General features: G+C 69.8%; 17 protein-coding genes. 9 read left to right on the top strand and 8 right to left on the bottom strand.

The annotated features are described in order from the left end of the window. Positions 1 to 23 precede the first annotated feature (23 nt). On the bottom strand, positions 24 to 704 hold the full coding sequence (locus tag JSY13_RS11420) for a FadR/GntR family transcriptional regulator (protein WP_259606778.1): 681 nt from the start codon (positions 702 to 704) through the stop codon (positions 24 to 26). A 68-nt stretch (positions 705 to 772) separates the two neighbouring features. Between JSY13_RS11420 and JSY13_RS11415 the strand changes: the two genes are divergently transcribed. Together JSY13_RS11415 and JSY13_RS12605 are read left to right on the top strand one after the other, a co-directional pair. Beyond that, positions 773 to 1636: an amidohydrolase family protein gene (locus tag JSY13_RS11415; protein ID WP_259606776.1), complete on the top strand. Its 864-nt coding sequence runs from the start codon at positions 773 to 775 to the stop codon at positions 1634 to 1636. Between the two features lie 441 nt (positions 1637 to 2077). Next, positions 2078 to 3133 (top strand): hypothetical protein, encoded by a 1056-nt coding sequence (locus JSY13_RS12605; RefSeq protein WP_349773854.1) that lies wholly within the window; start codon positions 2078 to 2080, stop codon positions 3131 to 3133. 95 nt (positions 3134 to 3228) lie between these two features. On the opposite strand, the gene JSY13_RS11405 is transcribed toward JSY13_RS12605, so the two are convergent. The 6 genes from JSY13_RS11405 to JSY13_RS11380 form a co-directional block, all read right to left on the bottom strand. Beyond that, entirely contained in the window at positions 3229 to 3657 is a 429-nt protein-coding gene (locus JSY13_RS11405; protein ID WP_259606774.1) for a signal peptidase II, read from the bottom strand. Positions 3658 to 3749: 92 nt separating this feature from the next. After that, a complete protein-coding gene (locus tag JSY13_RS11400) occupies positions 3750 to 4358 on the bottom strand; it encodes a cadmium resistance transporter (RefSeq protein ID WP_046748003.1) in 609 nt (202 codons plus the stop codon). Next, positions 4358 to 6271, bottom strand: a complete 1914-nt coding sequence (locus tag JSY13_RS11395; protein WP_259606773.1) for a heavy metal translocating P-type ATPase — start codon at positions 6269 to 6271, stop codon at positions 4358 to 4360. Before JSY13_RS11395 ends, JSY13_RS11400 begins: the two co-directional genes overlap by 1 nt. Then, on the bottom strand, positions 6268 to 6627 hold the full coding sequence (gene cmtR, locus JSY13_RS11390) for a Cd(II)/Pb(II)-sensing metalloregulatory transcriptional regulator CmtR (protein ID WP_147039205.1): 360 nt from the start codon (positions 6625 to 6627) through the stop codon (positions 6268 to 6270). Before cmtR ends, JSY13_RS11395 begins: the two co-directional genes overlap by 4 nt. 484 nt (positions 6628 to 7111) lie before the next feature. Beyond that, the gene (locus JSY13_RS11385; RefSeq protein ID WP_259606771.1) at positions 7112 to 7864 is read right to left on the bottom strand and encodes an SDR family NAD(P)-dependent oxidoreductase; all 753 of its coding nucleotides are present in this window, start codon (positions 7862 to 7864) and stop codon (positions 7112 to 7114) included. After that, a complete protein-coding gene (locus JSY13_RS11380; RefSeq protein ID WP_259606770.1) occupies positions 7861 to 8721 on the bottom strand; it encodes a fumarylacetoacetate hydrolase family protein in 861 nt (286 codons plus the stop codon). Before JSY13_RS11380 ends, JSY13_RS11385 begins: the two co-directional genes overlap by 4 nt. A gap of 140 nt (positions 8722 to 8861) precedes the next feature. Between JSY13_RS11380 and JSY13_RS11375 the strand changes: the two genes are divergently transcribed. Genes JSY13_RS11375 through JSY13_RS11365 form a run of 3 tightly spaced genes read left to right on the top strand, consistent with a single transcriptional unit; the run spans position 8862 to position 11573 of the window. Continuing rightward, entirely contained in the window at positions 8862 to 10157 is a 1296-nt protein-coding gene (locus JSY13_RS11375) for an L-fuconate dehydratase (RefSeq protein ID WP_259606769.1), read from the top strand. Further along, positions 10144 to 11118, top strand: coding sequence for an aldo/keto reductase (locus JSY13_RS11370; RefSeq protein ID WP_259606768.1), 975 nt, complete (start codon positions 10144 to 10146; stop codon positions 11116 to 11118). The genes JSY13_RS11375 and JSY13_RS11370 overlap by 14 nt, the downstream gene beginning before the upstream one ends. A 35-nt stretch (positions 11119 to 11153) precedes the next feature. Then, a complete protein-coding gene (locus JSY13_RS11365) occupies positions 11154 to 11573 on the top strand; it encodes an RbsD/FucU family protein (RefSeq protein WP_259606767.1) in 420 nt (139 codons plus the stop codon). A 26-nt stretch (positions 11574 to 11599) separates the two neighbouring features. On the opposite strand, the gene JSY13_RS11360 is transcribed toward JSY13_RS11365, so the two are convergent. Next, positions 11600 to 12607 carry a LacI family DNA-binding transcriptional regulator gene (locus tag JSY13_RS11360; RefSeq protein ID WP_259606766.1) on the bottom strand — a complete coding sequence of 336 codons (1008 nt, stop codon included), beginning with the start codon at positions 12605 to 12607 and terminating at the stop codon, positions 11600 to 11602. 167 nt (positions 12608 to 12774) lie between these two features. Here JSY13_RS11360 and JSY13_RS11355 point away from each other — a divergent pair, with 167 nt between their 5' ends. The 4 genes from JSY13_RS11355 (at position 12775) to JSY13_RS11340 (ending at position 17548) form a co-directional block, all read left to right on the top strand. Next, entirely contained in the window at positions 12775 to 13644 is an 870-nt protein-coding gene (locus JSY13_RS11355; protein ID WP_259606765.1) for a sugar phosphate isomerase/epimerase family protein, read from the top strand. 225 nt (positions 13645 to 13869) lie between these two features. Continuing rightward, positions 13870 to 15375, top strand: a complete 1506-nt coding sequence (locus tag JSY13_RS11350) for a sugar ABC transporter ATP-binding protein (RefSeq protein WP_259606764.1) — start codon at positions 13870 to 13872, stop codon at positions 15373 to 15375. Next, a complete protein-coding gene (locus tag JSY13_RS11345; protein ID WP_259606763.1) occupies positions 15372 to 16403 on the top strand; it encodes an ABC transporter permease in 1032 nt (343 codons plus the stop codon). The genes JSY13_RS11350 and JSY13_RS11345 overlap by 4 nt, the downstream gene beginning before the upstream one ends. 140 nt (positions 16404 to 16543) lie before the next feature. Then, positions 16544 to 17548, top strand: coding sequence for an ABC transporter substrate-binding protein (locus JSY13_RS11340; protein ID WP_259606762.1), 1005 nt, complete (start codon positions 16544 to 16546; stop codon positions 17546 to 17548). The last annotated feature ends 15 nt before the right edge of the window (positions 17549 to 17563 follow it).

The following is a 17563-nucleotide window of genomic DNA, read 5'->3' as shown; positions in this document are numbered from 1 at the left end:
GGCGGACGCCTCGCGGGCGGATGCTACGCCGACGCCGCCTGGCGCAGCCAGCGCTCCACGCCGGCGATGTGCGCGGTGGCGAGGGAGGTGGCCAGGGCGGCGTCATGCTGGGCGATGGCCTCGGCGATCGCGCGGTGCTCGGACAGGGTGCGCTCGACGGCTCCGGACTCGGTGAGCCCGCGCCACACGCGCGCGCGCACGGTCTGGCTGCTCAGGCTCTCGATGAGGCTCGCGAGGTAGCTGTTCCCGGTCATCCGCACGATGTCGCGGTGGAAGCGGATGTCGTGCGCCACCAGGTCGTCGATGCTCACGGTGGCCGGGTCGACGGAGGCGATCTCCGCCTGCAGCGCCGCGGCGGCCTCGGCGGTGGCGTTGCTCGCCGCGAGGCCGGTCGCCTGGGACTCCAGTATCCGCCGCACCGCGAACAGCTCCAGCAGCGAGTCGTCATCGTGCATGTCGATGACGAAGCTGATCGCCTCGAGCAGCAGGTGCGGCTCGAGGCTGGTGACGTAGGTGCCGTCGCCGCGGCGCACGTCGAGCACCCGGATGACCTCGAGCGCCTTCACGGCCTCGCGCATGGAGCTGCGCGAGAGGCCGAGCCGCTCGGCGAGCTCCTTCTCGGGCGGGAGCCGGTCGCCGGGGCCGAGCTCGCCGGACACGATCATCGCCTTGATCTTCTGGATCGCCTCGTCGGTGACAGCCATAGGCGTCATCGTAGCCAGTCATCGGATGTCTGGTGCGCTGCTGCGCGAACCTGGGGCAGGATGGGCGCATGCGCGTTCTGGATTCGCACCTGCACCTCTGGGACCCCGGCCGGCTCGACTACGACTGGCTCGACGGCGCCCTGGACGGCCGGTTCGCGGCGGACGAGCTCGCCGCCGCGCGGCTCGGTGACGCCGGTGCCGAGGCGGCGGTGTTCGTACAGGCGGAGTGCGTCGAGGGGCAGCACCTGGACGAGGCCCGCTGGGTCGCGGAGATCGCCGACGAGGTGGGCGTGCGGGCGATCGTGGCCGGTGCGCGGCTCGACCGCGGCCGCGAGACCTCGGAGCACCTGGCGGCGCTCGACGGGGTCGGCCTCGTCGCCGGCATCCGTCATCTGCTGCAGGATGAGCCGCCCGGCCTCGCGACCACGCCCGTGTTCCTGGACGGGGCGCGCGAGGTCGCGGCGCGCGGGTGGACCTTCGACGCCTGCGTGCGCGCGCCGGGCATCGGGGACGTCGCGGCGCTCGCGACCGCGGTGCCCGAGCTGCCGATCGTGCTGGATCACCTCGGCAAGCCGGCGGTCGGCACGGCCCGCGCCCCGCTCGAACCCGCTGCATCGTGGCGGCGGGATCTCGGCGAGCTCGCGCGGCATCCGCAGGTCTGCGGCAAGCTGTCCGGGCTGCCCGCCGAGGCCGGAGGGGACTGGGACGCCGCCCAGCTCGCGCCGTTCCTGGATGCCGCGCTCGAGGCGTTCGGCCCGGAGCGGTTGATGTGGGGCAGCGACTGGCCGGTGTCCGCCGTCGGCCCCGCCGGCTACGACCGGACGTCGCGCGCCGCCTGGTTCGAGGCGGTCGCGACCTGGGCGCGGGCGCGCGAGCTCGACCTCGACGCGCTGTTCTGGGGGAACGCGGCCAGGTTCTACGGCATCCGGTGACCGCCCGGCGGGGCGCTCTGTTCAGGTCGCAGAACGTGCCGCTCTGGCATCCGTCTCCCCGCTCAGGTCGCAGAAACTGCCGCTTTCCGGCGCCGGAAGCGGCACTTTTCGCGACCTGAGCGCGCCGCCTCGCGCGCTCACGCGGCCAACGCGGCCCGGATGCGCTCGATGAGCACGTCGGGGCGTGCGAGCAGCACGCTGGTGACCTCGATCACCGTCCAGCCCGCCGCGCGCAGCCGCGCCATCCGCTCCACGTCCGCGGCGTAGCGGGAGTGGTGCAGCGTCTGCGTCGAGTGCCGCCGGCCAGTCGCGATCCAACAGCTTCTCGCCGACGATGCGGGAGAGATCCGCGCGGACCTCCACCCCCTTGCTGACTATCTGCTCACGCACCATGGCAAAGCGGCGTCGCTTGAACGCTGGCTACACAAGAGCAAGTGCGCGATGGTGTTCCGCGAGCTCGCGGACGGGACCCTGCCACTCACCGCCGAGGCGATCATCACCCGAGCCCGCTCGGGACAGTCGGTCGCGCTCCTCCTCTCACTGCTGGTCCGTTCCGGCGTGCTGCCGGAGCTTGACGTCGAGAGCACGCGTTTCGACCACTGGCTCAACGGCTGGCTCGATGACATCGAGGATCCTGAAGACCGGCTGATACTGCGCCGCTACTGCACCTGGGAGCTCCTCCGTTCCGCTCGGACCCTGCGCAGCGCGTCCAGCCCTGCTTCCGGCTTCCTGAGGCAACGGGCTGCGCTGAAGTACTGCGCCGCGTTCCTTCGAGAGATCCGGTCGCAGCAGGAGACGTTGGCGACCTTCCCGCAGCGCCGACTTGACGCGTATCTGACCGATTCGCCGAGCCAACGCGACGCGCTGGCACCATTCACTCGCTGGCTGCGAAAGCACCGGCTGAGCACCGTTCGGGTCGAGTTCCGATCCCATCGTCTCGAAGGCCGAGACTACGCCTCCGACCACCGATGGCAAATGGCCCGCAGGTTCCTCTCCGCTGCCGACATGGACCCGAAGACCCGAGCCGCGGGCCTCCTCGTGCTGCTCTACGGGATCCAGCTGACCCGCATCGTCACGATCACACGGGCACAGGTCGATACGAACTCGCGGCCCGTAACGCTCACCGTCGGGGCCGAGCCGATCGAACTCCCTGAAATCCTCGGGAATGCGATGGTCAACCTCGTCGCCGCATCCGCGAGGCATCGCGTCTCGCCGGCGGTGAGTGGTCCGACTATCCGGCACTCCGTTCCACCCATGCCTGACCGAGCATCACACCTCGGAGCCTTGGCCCGATATCGCTACACGCAGCTGGTCGACGGTTGGCGACCCGGCGAGCCCCGCTGGGGTGCGGAACACCCTGCAGGCGAGCCCGACAGTGGCGTGCTCATCAGCGAAGGGGTCCACACCGTCGACGAGCACGGTCGGGGACCCGTGGAACCCAAGTCGCACCGCGTCCTCAGCGGTCTCGACTCGCTGATGCGTGATCCGGACATCTGATCGGCCATCGATGACCTGAGCGAGCCGCTGGTCGAGCGCCTCCCAGTTGGGGCAGCCGTCGAAGTACTGCAGGGTGATCTCCATGGTTGGTCCTCTCAGTTCTCGGCGCTGCGGAGCATCAGGAGCGCTCCGGCGATCGCGGCGATGACGATGACGATGTCGGCGACGTTCCCGATGAACCAGTTGCCGTAGGCGAGGAAGTCCACGACGTGCCCCTGCGCGAATCCTGGTTGGCGGAAAAGCCGGTCGCCGGCGTGCGAGGCTGCGGCCCCGCCGAGCGCACCGATCACGATCGCCCATCCGGGGCGTCGGACTCGGAAGGCGAACACGATCGCGGTGAACGTGGCCGCGACGGCGATGAGAGCGAACACCCAGGTGGAGCCCTCGCCGAAGGAGAATGCCGCGCCGGGGTTGTAGGCGAGTTGCAGGCCGAGCAGGTCGCCGATCAGCGGGATGCGCTCGTGCTCCGACAGAGTGGCCTCGGCCCATGCCTTCGTCCCCTGATCGATGAAGACGACGACCACGGCGATCAGGAGTGCCCAGGCAGTGAGCCGCCAGCGCCCCCTCTGCGGCCGCTGTTCCGATGCCGACTCAACGTCTGCGTTCGTGTCCGGAGTCATGCGAGGACCTCGAAGAGACGGACGATGACGCCGGACTCGATCAGGATGAACAGGCCCAGGCCGATGAACACGACCGGGACGAGCCAGTGCTCGACGCGCTCGAGCGTCTCGGTGACCGCCTTGTGCGTGCCGATCAGGCGTCCGGCGGCACACCAGACGGCGACGAGGATCAGGAACACGACGATCATGATCACGACGTCGCCGGGAGTGCTGGTGCGGAAGATCGGCGTGTAGAGGGAGATGTTGTCCGCCCCGTTGGCGATCGTGATCCCCGCGACGCCCCACAGGCCTACTGCGCTGATCTTGTCGTCGTCGTCATCATCGTCGCCGTTGCGGCGCAGGCCGCGCACTAGGGTCCAGATGCCGATGCCGAGCGGGATGAGACCGAGGAAGCCCACCCATTCGTCCGGGACGATCGTGAGACCGAGCGCGGCGATCACGCTGATCACGACGAGGGTGATGAACCCGAGATACTGGCCAGCAATGATCTGCCACGGCCGTGGCTTCCCCCGGCTGGAGGCAAGGAACAGCACCGTGAGCACGACGATGTCGTCGATGTTGGTCGCAGCGAACAGGCCGATCGCTGAGCCGATGGTCGCGAGCATCAGCTCGCCAACCGTGGTGTGCGGGGGCGTGCGGCGCGCAGGCCGTTGAGGATCACGATGACCTCCGCGACCTCGTGGACCAGGACGACAGCCGCAAGTCCCAGCACACCGAACAGCGCCAGCGGGAGCAGTGCGGTGATGATCAGCAGCGACAGGATGATGTTCTGGTTGATGATCCGCCGGCCCCGCCGGGCGTGGTCGAACGCCCGCGGGATGAGACGCAGGTCATGGCCGGTGAAGGCCACGTCCGCGGACTCGATCGCTGCATCGGAGCCGGTCGCCCCCATCGCGATGCCGATGTCCGCGGACGCCAGGGCCGGGGCGTCGTTGATGCCGTCGCCGATCATCGCGACCGATCCCGCTTTCGACAACTCGCCGATCGCGGCCGCCTTGTCCTCGGGACGCAGCTCCGCGCGCACGTCACCGATCCCCGCCTGCGCAGCCAGCGCACGCGCAGTGCGGGCGTTGTCCCCGGTGAGCATCGTCACGCCGATACCCTGATCCGCGAGCGTGCGGACGACTTCGGGGACTTCGGGGCGCAGCTCGTCGCGGACACCGATCGCGGCGACCGCCACTCCACCGCGGTGGACGATCACGACGGTCATGCCCTGTTCCTCAAGAAGCGCGACCCGGTCGCCGAGCTCGCCGGCGTCGAGCCAGCGGGGGCTGCCGACGGTGATCGTCACGCCGTCGACGGTGCCTTCGATGCCGTGTCCGGCCTGTTCGGTCACGTCCGCGGCCGCGGGAACGCCCGGGGCGGCGGCGGTGATCGCGGAGGCGAGGGGGTGCGTGCTGTGCTGCTCCAGCGCCGCCGCCCAGGCCAGTGCCTGCGTCTCGGTCACGCCGTCCGCGGTGAGGACGGCGGTGACCGCGGGCTCGTTGCGGGTGAGGGTGCCGGTCTTGTCGACCGCGACGTGCCGGACCGTTCCGAAGCGCTCGAACACCGCGCCGGATTTGATGATCACGCCGAACTTGCTCGCCGCGCCGATCGCGGCGACGACCGTCAGCGGCACAGAGATCGCCAGCGCGCACGGAGAGGCGGCGACCAACACGACGAGCGCGCGGGTGATCCATACCTCCGGGTCGCCCAGCAGCGACCCGATGATCGCGACGAGGGCGGCGAGGATCAGCACACCCGGGACCAGCGGCCGCGCGATCCGGTCGGCGAGACGCGCCCGCTCGCCCTTCTCGGTCTGCGCCTGCTCCACCAGCTCGACGATCGTGGTGAGCGAGTTGTCGGTGCCCGCCGCGGTCGTCTCGACCTCCAGCGCGCCGGCGCTGTTGATCGCGCCGGCCGACACCGCAGCGCCGGGCTCGACCTCAACCGGGATCGACTCTCCGGTGATCGCCGAGGTGTCCAGGCTGGAACGCCCCGCCCGGACGATCCCGTCGGTCGCGATCCGCTCACCCGGACGGACCACCATGACCTGGCCGACCGTCAGATCTTTCGCCTGAACCTGCACGGACACCCCGTCGCGCAGCACTGTCGCCGTCTCCGGCACGAGCTTCAGCAGCGCCCGCAGTCCGCCACGGGCGCGGTCCATCGCCTTGTCCTCGAGGGCCTCTGCGATTGAGTACAGGAACGCCAGCGCCGCGGCCTCTTCGACGTAGCCGAGGATGACCGCGCCGATCGCGCTGATCGTCATCAGCAGCCCGATGCCGAGTTTGCCCTTGAACAGCTTGCGAATCGCGCCGGGCGTGAACGTCGACGCGCCCAGCAACAGGCCGGCCCAGAACAGCATGAGCGCCGGGATCTCGAGAACGGACCACTCGAAGACCAGACCTGTCAGGAACGCGACACCGGAGAAGACCGGCACCATGATCCCGCGGTCCTTCCACCAGGGCCGCTCCACCTCTTCGGGCTCATCCGCCGCAACGGCAGGCTCGTGCTCGCAGCCACACGCCGCACTCACGCGTCCGCCCCTGTACCGCAGCAGCCCGGCACCGTGCACGCTGAGTCCACGCAAGGTGCGTGCTCATCTACAGCCAGCGTCACATCCACGAGCGCGACGAGCGCAGCAGCAAGATGCGGGTCAGCGATCTCGTAGCGAGTCTGGCGGCCCTCAGGCTCAGCGACCACGATCCCGCAGTCTCGCAGACAAGTGAGGTGGTTCGACACGTTCGAGCGAGTTAGGTCGAGCTCACGTGAGAGCACCGCCGGGTAGCTCGGTCCCCCGAGCAACGTCATCAGGATCCGAGAGCGCGTCGGGTCGGCCATGGCCCGGCCAAGCCGGTTCATGACGTCGAGACGCGAAGCAATAGTCAGCATGCACTGAACTATACAGCACCGGCTGATCAATCAGCGCTCCACCAACAAGCGGCACAGCTACCGATTGCTCGTGAATACGCGACTCAGCAACAATCGGTGCTACCAGTAGGCTGCCGCCGGGTGCGCACGCCGTGGAACGGCCGGTCGAGATCGGTGCGACGGAGGCGGCCGGCGCCGACACCGGCATCCCGTGCCTGCTGCACGGAGAACCGGCGGCCGAGCCCCTCGGGGAGCGGTTGCGGAGACCTCATCGCAGCACCGTGGCACGTCCCGGCGGCGCGCGGGGACGTTATCCACAGGGGGGCGGGGCGAACGCGGGGCAGGCGGCGCGCTCGGGTCGCAGAAAGTGTCGCTACGGCATCCGTCTCCCCGCTCCGGTCGCAGAAAGTGCCGCTTCGCGAGGCCGGAAGCGGCACTTTTCGCGACCTGAGCGCGTCGGCCGACCCGGAAGCGGCACTTTTCGCGACCTGAGCGCGTCGCCCGGCTACTCCGCGCGCAGCCGCAGCTGCGCCATCCCGCCGTCGACCTCGATGAAGGTGCCGGTGGTCGACCCGGATGCGGGGCTGACGAGGTAGAGCACCGCGCCGGCGACCTCGTCGGGGGAGACCAGGCGGCCGTGGGGCTGCCGCGCCTGGAGCGCGGCGCGCTCGGCCTCGGGGTCGGCGGCGGCGTCGAGCAGGCGCCCCACCCACGGGGTGTCGGCGGTGCCGGGGTTGACGGCGTTGACGCGGATGCCCTCGCGCAGGTGATCCGCCGCCATCGCGCGGGTCAGCGCCGAGACCGCACCCTTCGACGCCGAGTACAGCGCGCGCTGCGGCAGGCCGGTGGTGGAGGCGATCGATGCCGTGTTGCACACCGCCGCGGCGGGCGACTTCCGCAGCCAGGGCAGCGCGGCCCCGGTCACCCGGGCGATGCCGGTGACGTTGATCGACAGCACCCGCGCCCACTCGTCGTCGTCGTTCGCGGTGATGTCGCCCTGCGCCCCGACGCCGGCGTTGTTGATCACGATGTCGATGCGTCCGAAGCGCTCGCCGACCGCCGCGACGGCCGCGTCCACCGAGTCGCGGTCCGACACGTCGGCCGTGAACGCGGCGAAGCGCGGGTCGGCCCCCGTGATGTCGCGGTCGAGCACGGCGACCTGCGCGCCCTCCTCGTGCAGGCGGCGCGCGATCGCGGCGCCGATGCCGGATGCCCCGCCGGTGACGATCGCCACCAGGCCCTCGACCTGACCGCTCATCGCTGCTCCTCCCAGGCGACGAACTCCTGCCGCTGCCGGCCGAGCCCCTCCACCTCCACCTCCACGACATCCCCCGGCTTCAGGTAGGGGAACCGGCCTCCGAGCGCCACCCCCTGCGGCGTGCCGGTGAGGATGAGATCCCCGGGCTCGAGGGTCGCGAACTGCGACAGGTGGTGCACGATCGTGCGCACGTCGAAGATCATGTCCGAGGTGTCCGAGTCCTGCCGGGGCTCGCCGTTCACCCAGCTCCGCAGCCTCAGCCCGCTCGTGTCCACCTCGTCGGGGGTCACCAGCCAGGGACCGGTCGGGTTGAACCCGTGGGCGATCTTGCCCTTCGACCACTGCCCGCCGGACACCTCCAGCTGGAAGGTCCGTTCCGACACGTCGTTCGCGGTCACGTAGCCGGCGATGCAGGCATCCGCCTCCTCCGGCGCGGCGAGGTACGCCGCCCGCCGGCCGATCACGACGCCCAGTTCGACCTCCCAGTCCGTCTTCTCGCTGCCGCGGGGGATGGTCACGGCGTCGTTCGGGCCGACGACCGTGTTCGGCGTCTTCAGGAACACGATCGGCATGGCCGGCGGCTCGGAACCGGACTCGCGCGCGTGCGCGGCGTAGTTCTGCCCGATGCAGAACACCGCGCTCGGCCGCGCGATCGGCGCGCCGATCCGCAGCGACGCCGCGCCATCCAGTTCCGGCAGCGCCCCGGCGTCGAGGGCCGCCCGCGTGCGGCCGACCGGGTCGTCGGCGAGGAACGCGCCGTCCACATCCGATGTCACGGCGCGCAGATCGTAGGTGCGCTCTCCGACGATGACGACCGGGATCTCGTGTCCGGCCTCTCCCAGTCGCGCGAACTTCATGGATCTCCTTCGGGTCCTCGGGGCGGGTGAGCCGACGACGGTTCCCCATCGGCGGTCCGTTGACAGTATAGACATCGGATGTTTACACTCCAAGTGTCTGCGCCGAGGCATCCGTACCCGGCGACACGTGAAGGAGCCCTGTGAGCCGCATCGTCGCGCTGGAGACCAGCGACATCCGCTTCCCCACCTCGCTGAGCCTGGACGGCTCGGACGCGATGAACCCGGACCCCGACTACTCCGCCGCCTACGTGATCGTGCGGACGGATGCCGGCGACGACGTCTCCGGCCACGCCTTTGTGTTCACGATCGGCCGCGGCAACGACGTGCAGGTCGCCGCGATCGACGCGCTCGCCGGCCACCTCGTCGGCCGCGAGCTGGAGCCGCTCCTGGACGACATGGGCGGCACCTTCCGCGCCCTGATCGGCGACTCGCAGCTGCGCTGGCTGGGTCCCGAGAAGGGCGTCATGCACATGGCGATCGGCGCCGTGATCAACGCGCTCTGGGACATCAAGGCCAAGCGCGCGGGCCTCCCGCTGTGGCAGCTCCTGTCCCGGATGACGCCTGAGGAGATCGTCGACCTCGTCGACTTCCGCTACCTGAGCAACGCCCTCACCCGCGACGACGCCCTCGCCATCCTCCGCGCCGCCGAACCGGGCCGCGCCGAGCGCGAGGCCGAGCTGCTCGCGACCGGCTACCCGGCGTACACCACCAGCCCCGGCTGGCTCGGCTACTCGGACGAGAAGCTGGAGCGGCTGGCCCGCGAGGCGATGGCCGACGGCTTCACGCAGATCAAGCTCAAGGTCGGCGCCGACCTGGACGACGACATCCGCCGGTTCCGGAAGGCGCGGGAGGTGTGCGGGCCGGACTTCCCGATCGCGATCGACGCCAATCAGCGCTGGGAGGTGTCCGAGGCGATCGCCTGGGTGAACGCCCTCGCGGAGTTCCGCCCGGCATGGATCGAGGAGCCGACCAGCCCGGACGACGTGCTCGGCCACGCCGAGATCGCCCGCGGCGTCGCCCCGATCCGGGTCGCGACCGGCGAGCACGCGCAGAACCGGATGATCTTCAAACAGCTGCTGCAGGCGGATGCCGTCGCGGTGATGCAGATCGACGCCGTGCGCGTGGCCGGGGTGAACGAGAACATAGCCAACCTGCTGCTCGCGGCGAAGTTCGGGGTGCCGGTGTGCCCGCACGCCGGCGGTGTCGGCCTGTGCGAGGCGGTGCAGCACCTGTCCATGTTCGACTTCGTCGCCGTCAGCGGATCCCGCGAGGGCCGGCTGATCGAGTACGTCGACCACCTGCACGAGCACTTCGTCGTGCCCACCGACATCCGCCGCGGCAGCTACATGCCGCCGACGGCGCCCGGCACCGGGATGGAGATGAAGGCGGACAGCATCCGCACCTATACCTGGACGGGACGGCATGTCGCCGCGTGACGTCTCCGGAGTGGTGCTGCCGCCGCTCGGTTACGGCGCCGCGAACGTCGGCAACCTGTTCCGCCCGCTGAGCGACGACGAGGCGTGGGCGGTGCTCGAGGCGGCGTGGGATGCCGGCATCCGCTACTTCGACACCGCGCCGCACTACGGACTGGGCCTGTCCGAGCGGCGGCTGGGGGCGTTCCTGCAGACCAGGCCGCGCGACGAGTACGTGCTCTCCACGAAGGTCGGCCGGCTGCTGCGGCCGAACCCGGAGCACGCCCCCGGCGGCCTGGACGTCGCGAACGACTTCCACGTGCCCGACGACCTGCGCCGGGTGTGGGACTTCTCCGAGGCGGGCATCCGGGCGAGCATCGCGGAGTCGCAGGAGCGCCTCGGCATCGAGCGCATCGACCTGCTCTACCTGCACGACCCGGAGCGGCACGACCTCGACCTCGGGATCGCCTCCGCCGTCCCCGCGCTCGAGGCGGTGCGCGCCGAGGGTCTGGTCGCGGCGATCGGGGTCGGGTCGATGGTGACGGATGCCCTGGCGCGCTCGGTCCGGGAGGCCGATCTCGATCTGATCATGGTCGCCGGCCGGTACACCCTGCTCGAGCAGCCCGCGGCCGCCGAGGTGCTGCCGGCATGTGTGCGGCGGGGGACGGGTGTGGTGGCGGCATCCGTGTTCAACTCCGGCCTGCTCGCGCAGAGCGAGCCGCGACGCGACGGCCGGTATGAGTACGGCGCGCTGCCCGAGGAGCTGTGGCAGCGGCTGGTGCGCATCGCCGCGGTGTGCCGCAACCACGACGTGCCGCTGCCGGCCGCCGCGATCCGGTTCCCGCTCCGCCACGGTGCGGTGCGGTCGGTCGTCGTCGGCGGCAGCCGCCCCGGCCAGCTGCGCGAGAACGCCGCCTACGCCGCACATCCCGTCCCTGAGGAGCTCTGGACCGAGCTCGCCGAGGAGGGGCTCATCCCCGCCTGACACGTTCGATTCCAACGCTGAGAGAGAGGCTGCGAATGCTGGAAGGCATCCACCCGCTGCTGACCGGAGAGCTGCTGCTGCACCTGGACCGGATGGGGCACTCCGACGCGGTCGTCGTCGCGGACGCCCACTTCCCCGCGTGGGCGCTCGGGACGCGCGTGATCGATCTGCCGGGGACCACCACCCCCGAGGTGGTCGCCGCGATCCGCACCGTGCTGCCCCTGGACGACGCGCCCGCCATGGACCTGATGGAGTCCGCCGACGGCGAGGTGCTCGAGGTGCAGCGCGAGCTGATGGATGCCGCGGGCACCGAGGTGGGCACCACCCGGTTCGTGGAGCGCTTCGCCTACTACGACGTCGCGAAGGGCGCCTATCTGATGGTGCGCACCGGAGAGACCAGGAAGTACGGGAATGCGCTGCTGCGCAAGGGCGTCGTCGGGCATCCGGCGGGGTGAGACGCCTGGGGGCTGGCGGCGCTCGATCAGCGGGCGGACCTCGCGGTGGACGCGCGGATCACGAGCTCGGCGGGGAACGGGGTCACGGCCGGCGCGCGCGAGCCGGGGTCCTCGAGCTGGCGGAGCAGGGCGGATGCCGCGGCGCGGCCCATCTCGTACGCGGGCTGTCGCACCGTGGTCAGCGGGACGATCGCCTGGTGCGCCTGATCGACGTCGTCGAAGCCCACGATCGCGACGTCCTCCGGAACCCGGACGCCCGCGCGCAGCAGCACGGTCAGCGCCCCGATCGCGAGCATGTCGTTCGTCGCGAACACCGCATCCGGCCGCTCCTCGGGCGGCAGGCGGAGCATCTCCTCGCCGGCGGCCATCCCGGCCGCGATGGTGAGGCCCGGGGTGCGCATGACCTGGACGGCGGCGCGCCCGCCCACAGCATCCGTGAATCCGGCGAGGCGATCGGCCGACTCGCGCACCCCCTCCGGGTCGCCCAGGAAGGCCATCCGGCGGCGGCCGAGGGCCGTCAGGTGCTCCCCGGCCAGGCGTCCGCCGCCGACGTCGTCGAACGGGACGAAGCCGACCGCGGCGGAGGGCTGTGCGGGACCGATCACCACGGAACGGATGCCGCGGGCGGCGAGGCGCTCAAGCCGGGGGACGACGTCGCCGAGCGGGGAGATGACGATGCCGCGCGCGCGGTGCGCCTCGAACATCTCGATGTTGCGCAGCTCCTGCGCCGGGTCGCGGTTGCTGTTGCTGAAGAACAGCGACCAGCCCCCGTCGCGGGTGCCCTCCTCGACGCCGCGCGAGAGCTCGTTGAAGAACGGCAGCCAGGCGTCCAGCAGGATCAGCGCGATCGCCTTGCCCGAGCCGGCGCGCAGCTGGCGGGCGGACTCGTTCGGCACGTAGCCGAGCTCCTCGATCGCGGCCCGGACGCGCTCGAGGGTCGTCGCGCTGAGCAGCTCCGGGTGGTTGAGGTAGTTCGACACCGTCGAGGCCGACACCCCGGCGAGGGCCGCCACGTCCTTCACGCTCGCCGGCATCCTCGCACCTCCCTCCGGTACACCATAGCGCCTGTTGACACGTTGCAAGTCGACGCCGTAGTCTCGTCGGCACGAGGTATTGCAACGTGCCAATCTCCCCGCACGACGTGCCGACGCACGAGATGCGGACCCCCGCGACACCGCCGCCGCACAGCGAAGGAGCTCACATGAAGATCGGATGCCACGGCCTGGTCTGGACCGGACAGTTCGACGCCGAGGGCATCCGCCTCGCCGTCGCGAAGACCGCCGAGGCGGGCTTCGACCTCATCGAGTTCCCGCTGATGGATCCGTTCTCCTTCGACACCGGCGCCGCCGTGCGCGCGCTCGAGGAGAGCGGGCTGGCGGTGAGCGCCTCCCTCGGACTGTCCGAGGCGACCGACATCACCAGCGCCGACCCGGAGGTCGTCGACGCCGGCGAGGCGCTGCTGCGCCGGGCGGTCGACGTCCTCGCGGACATGGGCGGCACCCACTTCTGCGGCGTCATCTACTCCGCGATGAAGAAGTACATGGAGCCGGTGACGCCGGCGGGCCTGGAGAGCAGCCGGCGCGTGATCGGGCGCGTGGCCGAGCACGCCGCGGGCCGGGGCGTCGAGGTGTCGGTCGAGGTGGTGAACCGCTACGAGACGAACGTGCTGAACACGGCGCGGCAGGCGATGGCCTATCTCGACGCGATCGACCGGCCCAACCTCGGCGTGCACCTGGACACGTACCACATGAACATCGAGGAGTCCGACATGTTCGCGCCCGTCCTCGACGCGGCGCCGCGGCTGCGCTACGTGCACATCGGCGAGAGCCACCGCGGGTACCTCGGCACGGGCTCGGTCGACTTCGACACCTTCTTCAAGGCGCTCGGCCGGATCGGCTACGACGGCCCGATCGTGTTCGAGTCGTTCTCCTCGGCGGTGGTCGCCCCGGACCTCAGCCGGATGCTCGGCATCTGGCGCAACCTGTGGACCGACAACGAGGAGCTCGGCGCCCACGCGAACCGGTTCATCCGCGACAAGGTCGTCGCGGTGGACACGATCCGGCTGCACTGACTCGTCCCGGAGAGGCCGCGGCCCGGACCCGGCCGGGAAGGCCGAGAGAGGAGCATCCGTGACCAAGATGTTATTACAGGCCTTTCGTCGCGGGCACACCTTAGATACATTTAGATACAACTTGCGCCGCGAGCGATGCGCGCGCAATATTGATCCGACGTTTGAAATGGATTCCACGCTCGCGGAAGCCGCGGGACGACGACCTTCAAGGGAGCAGGTGCGACGATGAGCGATCCCATCCTCCGGGTGGAAGGCATCAGCAAGGGATTCCCCGGCGTGCAGGCCCTCAAGGACGTGCATCTCGAGGTGCGCGCCGGCGAGGTGCTCGTGCTGGTCGGTGAGAACGGGGCCGGCAAGTCGACGCTGATGAAGATCCTCTCCGGGATCTACACGCGCGACGAGGGCACGATCTGGTTCGAGGGGCAGCCGGTGGAGCTGACCAGCCCGCTGCAGGCGCAGCAGTTGGGCATCACGATCATCCACCAGGAGCTGAACATGATGCCCGACCTCACGGTCGCGCAGAACATCTACGTCGGCCGCGAGCCGAAGAACGGCCCGTTCCTGTCGGAGCGCAGGCTCAACCGGCAGACCGCCGAGCTGCTGGACCGGCTCGGCATCGACCTCGATCCGCGCCAGCAGGTCGGCGAGCTCACCGTCGCCGAGCAGCAGATGGTCGAGATCGCCAAGGCGCTGTCGTTCAACGCCAAGGTGCTGATCATGGACGAGCCCACCTCGGCGCTCACCGACAGCGAGGTGGAGACGCTGTTCCGGCTCATCGATCAGCTCCGCGCCCGCGGCACCGGCATCGTCTACATCTCGCACCGCATGGACGAGCTGCGCCGGCTCGCCGACCGGGTCACCGTGCTCCGCGACGGCACCTACATCGGCTCGCTGGAGAAGTCCGAGATCAGCATCCCGAAGATCATCGAGATGATGGTCGGCCGCGTGATCGACGAGGGCACCCGGCCCACCGCCCGCGAGCACCAGAACGACCCGGTGGTGCTGGACGTGCAGGGCCTGTCCACGAAATCGCTGCTCAAGGACGTCTCCTTCCAGCTGCACCAGGGCGAGATCCTCGGGTTCGCCGGGCTGATGGGAGCGGGTCGCACCGAGACCGCCCGGGCCATCATCGGCGCCGACCCCAAGGACGGCGGGCGCATCCTCATCGGCGGGCGCGAGGTGCGCATCGCGCAGCCGGCGGATGCCGTGAGGCACGGCGTCGGCTACCTGTCCGAGGACCGCAAGTCCCTCGGGCTCATGCTCGAGCAGGACGTCACCTTCAACACGGTGCTCGCCTCGCTCGGCACCTACGCCAACGGCATCGGCTGGATGGGCGACCGCAAGGCGAAGAACCAGACCAAGGAGTACGTCCAGCGGCTCCGCGTGAAGACGCCCTCGGTCAACCAGACCGTCAAGCTGCTGTCCGGCGGCAACCAGCAGAAGGTCGTCATCGCCCGGTGGCTGATGCGCGACTGCGACATCCTCATCTTCGACGAGCCGACCCGCGGCATCGACGTCGGCGCCAAGGAGGAGATCTACCGCCTGATGCAGCAGCTCGCGGCATCCGGCAAATCCATCATCGTCATCTCGTCGGAGCTGCCCGAGATCCTCCGCGTCGCGAATCGCATCGCCGTGTTCGCGAACGGACGGATCACCGGCACCCTCCGCAACGAGGAAGCCAGCCAGGAGAAGATCATGCACCTCGCAGCCCACGGGGAGGAAGAAGAATGAGCACCTCACAAGAGCCGGGCTCGACGACCACCGTCGTCCAGCAGGCCGTCACCGAGAACACCGACAAGCGCGACGTCGCCGGGTTCCTCAAGCGCCAGCTCCAGCAGTCGCTCGCGTTCGGCACCCTGGTCGTGCTGGTGATCTTCTTCTCGATCGCCAGCCCCAGCTTCTTCACCTTCAGCAACATCGCCTCGGTGCTGCTGTCGACCGCGGTGATCGGCATCCTCGCCCTCGGCACCACCTTCGTCATCATCACCGGCGGCATCGACCTGTCCATCGGCACGGGCATGGCCCTGTGCGCCGTGATGACCGGCGTGTTCATCACGAACATGGGGCTGCCGATCGCCGTCGGCGTGATCGGCGGCATCGCGACCGGTGTGCTGATGGGTCTGGTCAACGGGCTGAACATCACCTACCTGCGCCTGCCTCCGTTCATCGCCACCCTGGCGATGATGATGATCGCGGGCGGCCTCGCTCTGGTCATCTCCGGCGTCGCGCCGATCTACTTCTCCACCTCGGCCCCCGACTTCAAGCGGATCGCGCTGGGCGTGATCATCCCCGGCATCCCGAACGCGGTGCTGATCACGGCCGTGCTCGCGGTGATCGCGTACATCGTGCTGACCAAGACGCTGCTCGGCCGGTACACCTTCGCGATCGGGTCGAACGAGGAGGCCACCCGCCTGTCGGGCGTGAACACCCGTCGCTGGACGATCCTGATCTACATGTTTGCGGGCGCCTTCACCGGGATCGCGGGCGTCGTGATCGCCTCCCGCCTGGACTCGGCCCAGCCGCAGATCGGCATGGGGTACGAGCTGCAGGCGATCGCCGCGGTCATCATCGGCGGCACCTCGCTGCTGGGCGGTCGCGGCTCGATCCTCGGCACCGTGATCGGCGCGCTGATCATGAGCGTGCTGGTGAACGGCCTGCGGATCATGTCGATCCAGACCGAGTGGCAGAACATCGTCGTCGGCATCGTGGTGCTGCTCGCCGTGTTCTTCGACTCGCTGCGCAACCGGCAGCGCACCTGAGAGCTCGGGTGGCGGTGAACACCCGTGCCCGCCGCCATCCGATCGGCCCCGGCCGAACCCGCGGAGCGATCCGCATGGGCACACACCGGAATGTCCACCACCCGGCTGCGGAGCCGGACACACACATCAATGGAGTTCTCATGAAATTCGGCAGGAAGACCGCGTTCGCGGCGCTGGTCGCCGCCTCCGCGCTTGCACTGGCAGGCTGCGGCGGCGGTGGCGTGATCGAAGAAGGCGGCGACGGCGGCACCGGCGGTGGCGGCGGCGACGGCGAGATGTACATCGCCATGGTGTCCAAGGGCTTCCAGCACCAGTTCTGGCAGGCCGTGAAGAAGGGCGCCGAGGAGAAGGCCGAGGAGCTCGGCGTGCGGATCACGTTCGAGGGCCCCGCGGCCGAGACCGAGATCAGCCAGCAGCTCGACATGCTCACCGCGGCCATCGACAAGAGCCCGGATGCCATCGCATACGCCGCTCTCGACCCCGAGGCGTGCGTGGCGCCGCTGGAGCGGGCGAAGTCGCAGGACATCCCCGTGGTGTACTTCGACGCCCCCTGCAACGGCGACGTCGGGCTGAGCCTGGTGGCCACCGACAGCAAGAAGGCCGGTGCGCTGGCGGCCGAGCACATGGCGGAGCTGATCGGCGGCGAGGGCGAGATCGCCATCGTCGGCCACTCGCAGATCAACTCGACCGGCGTGGAGCGCCGCGACGGCTTCAAGGAGAAGATCGAGGCCGACTTCCCGGACATCAAGATCGTCGACATCCAGTACGGCGACGGCGACCACCTGAAGTCCGCCGACATCGCGAAGGCGATGATCGCCGCCCACCCGAACCTCAAGGGCATCTACGGCACCAACGAGGGCTCGGCCATCGGCGTCGTGAACGCCGTGAACGAGCTGGGCCTGGAGAAGGGCGAGCTGACCATCGTCGGCTTCGACTCGGGCGCCGCCCAGATCAACGCGATCAAGGACGGCACCATGGCGGGCGCGATCACGCAGGACCCGATCAACATCGGCAAGCAGGTGGTTCAAGCCGCCTACGACGCCGCCAACGGCGACGAGGTCGAGGAGTTCTACGACACCGGTTCGTACTGGTACGACAAGAACAACATCGACGACCCCGAGATCGCCGCGGTGCTCTACGAGTGACCCGCTGATCCAGCG

The organism is Microbacterium neungamense (genome assembly GCF_024971095.1).
Lineage (GTDB): Bacteria > Actinomycetota > Actinomycetes > Actinomycetales > Microbacteriaceae > Microbacterium > Microbacterium neungamense.
Note: the sequence above shows the minus strand (reverse complement) of the source record. Positions and strands in the feature narration are given on the sequence as shown.

Coding starts and splice junctions, on each gene's coding strand:
- JSY13_RS11355 (WP_259606765.1), top strand. CDS start 12,775: ATGAAGATCGGATGCCACGGCCTGGTCTGGACCGGACAGTTCGACGCC.
- JSY13_RS11400 (WP_046748003.1), bottom strand. CDS start 4,358: ATGCTCGCGACCATCGGCTCAGCGATCGGCCTGTTCGCTGCGACCAAC.
- JSY13_RS12605 (WP_349773854.1), top strand. CDS start 2,078: ATGGTGTTCCGCGAGCTCGCGGACGGGACCCTGCCACTCACCGCCGAG.
- JSY13_RS11370 (WP_259606768.1), top strand. CDS start 10,144: ATGTCGCCGCGTGACGTCTCCGGAGTGGTGCTGCCGCCGCTCGGTTAC.
- JSY13_RS11340 (WP_259606762.1), top strand. CDS start 16,544: ATGAAATTCGGCAGGAAGACCGCGTTCGCGGCGCTGGTCGCCGCCTCC.
- JSY13_RS11365 (WP_259606767.1), top strand. CDS start 11,154: ATGCTGGAAGGCATCCACCCGCTGCTGACCGGAGAGCTGCTGCTGCAC.
- JSY13_RS11420 (WP_259606778.1), bottom strand. CDS start 704: ATGGCTGTCACCGACGAGGCGATCCAGAAGATCAAGGCGATGATCGTG.
- JSY13_RS11380 (WP_259606770.1), bottom strand. CDS start 8,721: ATGAAGTTCGCGCGACTGGGAGAGGCCGGACACGAGATCCCGGTCGTC.
- cmtR (WP_147039205.1), bottom strand. CDS start 6,627: ATGCTGACTATTGCTTCGCGTCTCGACGTCATGAACCGGCTTGGCCGG.
- JSY13_RS11385 (WP_259606771.1), bottom strand. CDS start 7,864: ATGAGCGGTCAGGTCGAGGGCCTGGTGGCGATCGTCACCGGCGGGGCA.
- JSY13_RS11360 (WP_259606766.1), bottom strand. CDS start 12,607: ATGCCGGCGAGCGTGAAGGACGTGGCGGCCCTCGCCGGGGTGTCGGCC.
- JSY13_RS11350 (WP_259606764.1), top strand. CDS start 13,870: ATGAGCGATCCCATCCTCCGGGTGGAAGGCATCAGCAAGGGATTCCCC.
- JSY13_RS11345 (WP_259606763.1), top strand. CDS start 15,372: ATGAGCACCTCACAAGAGCCGGGCTCGACGACCACCGTCGTCCAGCAG.
- JSY13_RS11415 (WP_259606776.1), top strand. CDS start 773: ATGCGCGTTCTGGATTCGCACCTGCACCTCTGGGACCCCGGCCGGCTC.